This is a genomic window from uncultured Gimesia sp. (assembly GCF_937919775.1).
Classification (GTDB): domain Bacteria; phylum Planctomycetota; class Planctomycetia; order Planctomycetales; family Planctomycetaceae; genus Gimesia.
On record NZ_CALFPF010000099.1, the window covers coordinates 1 to 4,200 of the forward strand.

The 4,200-nt window shown below is 49.7% G+C and carries 4 protein-coding genes; 1 reads left to right on the forward strand and 3 read right to left on the reverse strand.

The window, feature by feature from the left end; translation table 11 throughout:
- Positions 1-418 precede the first annotated feature (418 nt).
- From Q0294_RS02610 to Q0294_RS02620, 3 genes are all read right to left on the reverse strand, one after another.
- Positions 419-1,297, reverse strand: a complete 879-nt coding sequence (locus tag Q0294_RS02610) for a DNA-binding domain-containing protein (RefSeq protein WP_299460633.1) — start codon at positions 1,295-1,297, stop codon at positions 419-421.
- Entirely contained in the window at positions 1,294-2,223 is a 930-nt protein-coding gene (locus Q0294_RS02615; RefSeq protein ID WP_299460635.1) for a DUF692 domain-containing protein, read from the reverse strand. Before Q0294_RS02615 ends, Q0294_RS02610 begins: the two co-directional genes overlap by 4 nt.
- A 140-nt stretch (positions 2,224-2,363) precedes the next feature.
- Complete coding sequence (locus Q0294_RS02620) at positions 2,364-2,879, reverse strand: hypothetical protein (RefSeq protein ID WP_299460637.1); 516 nt, start codon at positions 2,877-2,879, stop codon at positions 2,364-2,366.
- A 329-nt stretch (positions 2,880-3,208) separates the two neighbouring features.
- Here Q0294_RS02620 and Q0294_RS02625 point away from each other — a divergent pair, with 329 nt between their 5' ends.
- Positions 3,209-4,060: a DUF547 domain-containing protein gene (locus Q0294_RS02625; RefSeq protein ID WP_299460638.1), complete on the forward strand. Its 852-nt coding sequence runs from the start codon at positions 3,209-3,211 to the stop codon at positions 4,058-4,060.
- The last annotated feature ends 140 nt before the right edge of the window (positions 4,061-4,200 follow it).

Consider the following 4,200-nt stretch of genomic DNA (forward strand, 5'->3'; position numbering starts at 1 on the left):
TCCCTGACAGCCAACCTGCAGATCAAATCATTTGAAAATTAATGTAAACACTGAAATGATTCCGTTTGTCCCATTTCTAAGTCGGGACTGTAATTCCGAGCCGATTTTGTGTCAATGCGGGGAGTGTTGGCTGTTTAAGCTGTCGTTCTTCAGGACCCAAAACAGGCCCGAAGCAGGGGGCAGATTGACCCAAACTCACTCATTTGGCAGGGAAAACAGGACATAATCTCAACCCAGACAGCTTAATTTGTCTATTTTGCGCAACAGACGCGATTTTGAGCAAAAATCAGAGATCTTCAAATTCGGGGTCAATTCGGGGCATGATTCTACCGAAGGCCCGCAGCAGCGTTGAGAGGAAAGATTTTCGTGGCGTTGGCTGCTGAAGTTTCTCCTGACGTTCCCACTTTACCGGCGATGCTCAGACTTTACTGACACCAATAAAAAAAGCGGCTGAGGTCCAGTGTTTGAACCATTGGTGGAGCTGCTCACCCAACTCGTCTGTCTCGAAGAGATCTGATTCCGCGAATTGAGCAATGGCGTCTCCCACTTTCAGACCTTGTTGCAGCTTTGAAAGCAGGAAATATTCCGACGGAGTGATCGTTTCACGGCGTACGATAAAGTTCCTGCGAGTGACCGCCAGATATGTGGTCTGCTGTTCCGGAATGGCAGGTGTCTCTCCCCGTCTTGCGCTCGAAACATATTCATGAACGGGAAACTGAAATTGCAGCAGCCTGAAACAGGGAGCCATCCTGAGAGAAAGTTCAGGCCAGTCTTCCGGTTTGATGGAACTCAATGCTTCTGCCGTCAGAAGTGTTTCCTGTTCGATGCCGGGGCCGTCAAAGACTTCGCTGTAAAGGCGCTCTAATGTCGCGAGTTCAATCAGAAAGTCGGTCCAGTTGACTTCACCTTCTTCAGCGGGCGGCTTGTGTTCTTTCAGGAACTGAGGAAAGTGCGCCCCCAAATCACCGAGCGTATAACTGGCGGGGGGATATTCCTGTAGATACTCCATGCAAAACGCACCAAAGGCCGTTTTGCCCATCGCGCAAACCAGAGCCGGATATTCCTCACTTAAACATTCCAGCAGGCGGGCATAATAGGCGTTCGCATAAATGCCCATCCGTTCCAGGCTCGTCATTTGGCTGGAGGCCGTGATCACTGTTTCCAACTCATCACTTTTCAACGGAATTCTGCTTTGTGCGGCTGCGGAAGCGATGCCTGCTTTGACTCCCGCGGGCCAACTGATGACGGCCTGCATCCAGCGCTGGATTTGATCCAGATTACGTGGTTCATTACTCATTCGACTTCAGCCGTAATAAACGAGGCGGGATGAGGAATTGCCGTCGAGGAGGGATTCGCGACCGATTCTTCTGAAAAATGCCGGTCACAGACAGGCAGATTCTCATCCATATATTTTCGTGCTTTCAGAACTTCTGCATGCACCACGGGAAAGGGGGGAATATCCGCATCCCATTCGAGCAATGTAGCCACACCGCCGGTTCGCTGGTGCATTAACTGAAACAGGTTCCAGACCGGATCAACGACTTTCCCGTTATGCGTATCGATTAAGTGCGTCCCGCAATTAGTGTGACCTGCCAGGTGGCATTGTACGACGCGCCGGGCGGGGATCGCTTCAATGTATTGCACGGGATCAAATTCATGATTCACACTGGAGACATAGACGTTATTCACATCCAGCAGTAAGCCACAATCTGCTTCTTCCGCCATACGACAGATAAATTCCGACTCCGTCATAGTCGAATCCTGAAATTCCAGATAACTGCTCGGGTTTTCCAGAACCAGCGGACGTTCCAGAATTTCCTGAACAATGCGAATCCGTTTCACCAGATGGGACAGCGTACTTTCATTGTAGGGAATTGGCAGGAGATCGTGTGTATTGCGGCCGGCGACACCGGTCCAGCAGACATGGTCCGAAATCCAGCGGGCATTGATCGACTCCGCCAGCGTTTTCAGTTTTTTCAGATACTCGCGATTGAGGGGGTCGGTACTTCCAATGGAAAGAGAAACGCCATGCATGACAATCGGATATCGTGCGGCGATCAGTTCCAGGACATGCCGGGGCCTGCCGGCAGAATCCATGAAGTTCTCCGAGATGATCTCAAACCAGTCCACTTTCGGCTGGTGTTCCAGGATATGGGCAAAGTGAACGGTTCGCAGACCCACTCCCAAACCCAGGTTGACATGTCCGAGACGTGGTTTCAACATGTGTGGCAACTCCCTCCCCGCGACGATGATTTCTCGTTCAGACGTTACAGGAATTTTGCAATTCGGGCAGACAACAAAAAGCAGGCTCCTTATCAATCCGGTTGATCAAGGAGCCCGCAGCGTTGTCGCAAAAACACGATTTATTTTTTAGGAGCGGGAGCCGGCCCTACTTTTTTGCCGGCCTTTTCCATTCCCTTTTCGAATTCGGCGCGGGCCAGTTTCCAGGCGTCTTCCATCAAAGGTACATGGCAGCCCCCTTTGCCTTTGCAGGAGTTCATTCCGGGATTGGTGCCACAGCCCCCCTGGCCTTTGCATTCATTGGCACCGGAACAAGTGTGTTCGGCGACTGAAGCACAAGCACCCAGGCCGGCACATGCATTTTCGATACTCGCGAATGTTCCTTTGCAGGTATTCAAACCACGACAGACGTGAGGTTCGGTCATTAATAAGCTGACATCTTTGTCGCTTGTCTCATCAGCGGCATGATCATGGCCGTCCTTCGTCGTACTGCCTGCCTCAGCATCAGTGGCAGCAGGTGTTTTGGGAGCCGGCGGAGCTGGTTTCTCGCAGCCTGTCATGGAGCCGGCGACCATGCCGCCCAAAGCGGCAAATGTCAGTCGATTAAAATCACGTCGATTGATTTCAGGGCGTTTCATTAATTACCTCATGGTTTATATGGGAGTGAGGATGCAAGTTCTTACAAGGCATCAAAAGTAGACAGATATTCCCTTTTGTTCTGTGAGTTATCTCACATTTCCCGCAGAATTTAAACTACGGATTCTTGATTTCGCTGAAATTTCCCACTTCTTTTGGGTAACCCTTTTTTGTGAGCCCGCGTGATTTGCCGTGGTACCCAACATGCAATTCTCTCTGAATCACGGAACGATTTCGGAGTGTTGTGCGTTAACTCACAGATTCAAACTCCGTGAAACTCGATAATCATTTCAGATGCAAACCACTCTCACAATTCATGGAGGATCTTGGAATGATGTCTGGATGGAAATCGCTCTCGATGCCAGTGATGCGCGCACTCGGGATCATGCTGTTAAGTCTGCCACAAAGTCATCGCAGCGAGGCGGCTGAACCCCTGGGACAGCGCTGGCCTGCGAATGAACAGATTTCGATGACCCAGATTGATCACGGCGATTTTGACCGGTTACTGAAAAAATATGTTGATCCGAAAGGCCTTGTCAATTATCAAGCCTGGAAAGCGTCGCAGGCTGATCGACGTGCTCTGCAGAATTATCTGAAGTTACTCAGCCAGGCAAATCCGCAGCTGATGGCAACAAAACAGGCTCAACTGGCATTCTGGATCAATGCTTATAACGCCTTAACACTGGAAGGCATCCTGCAGGTCTATCCCACCTCCAGCATTCGCAAGCATACGGCGAAGGTCTTCGGATATAACATCTGGAACGATCTGCCTTTGCTGGCAGGGGGAAAAAACTACTCTTTAAATCAAATAGAACACGATATTTTACGTAAGATGAATGAGCCCCGAATTCATTTTGCGATTGTCTGTGCCTCGATCGGGTGCCCGAAGCTCAGAAATGAAGCCTACACAGCAGAGAAAGTCGATGCACAACTCACGGCAAATGCGATCGATTTTTTTCAACAGCAGAAACATTTTCAGGTCAACCGCACAAATCAAACTGTATACCTCAGTTCCATTCTCGATTGGTTTGCAACCGATTTCGGTTCAACACAATCAGAACAACTTCGCACACTCTCCCCATTTGTCCCGGAATCATCACGCACATTTCTGACAAGTCCGAATGTCACTGTGAAGTACCTGGAATACAACTGGGGACTGAACAGCCAACAACCATCATACTAAGGGCTTATGGAGGATATCCCTCCCTCTGGACTCACTCCGCATAGTCAATACAGCGAGCCTGCACAGACTACGTAGACATCACTCAGCGTCCGGTCTTACTAATCGTTACAGGTCTTAAATCAATTACAAAAATCTGAACC

Bases quoted from the DNA above. Each gene is read 5' to 3' on its own strand.
- Q0294_RS02610 (WP_299460633.1), bottom strand. From the start codon at position 1,297: ATGAGTAATGAACCACGTAATCTGGATCAAATCCAGCGCTGGATGCAG.
- Q0294_RS02615 (WP_299460635.1), bottom strand. From the start codon at position 2,223: ATGTTGAAACCACGTCTCGGACATGTCAACCTGGGTTTGGGAGTGGGT.
- Q0294_RS02620 (WP_299460637.1), bottom strand. From the start codon at position 2,879: ATGAAACGCCCTGAAATCAATCGACGTGATTTTAATCGACTGACATTT.
- Q0294_RS02625 (WP_299460638.1), top strand. From the start codon at position 3,209: ATGATGTCTGGATGGAAATCGCTCTCGATGCCAGTGATGCGCGCACTC.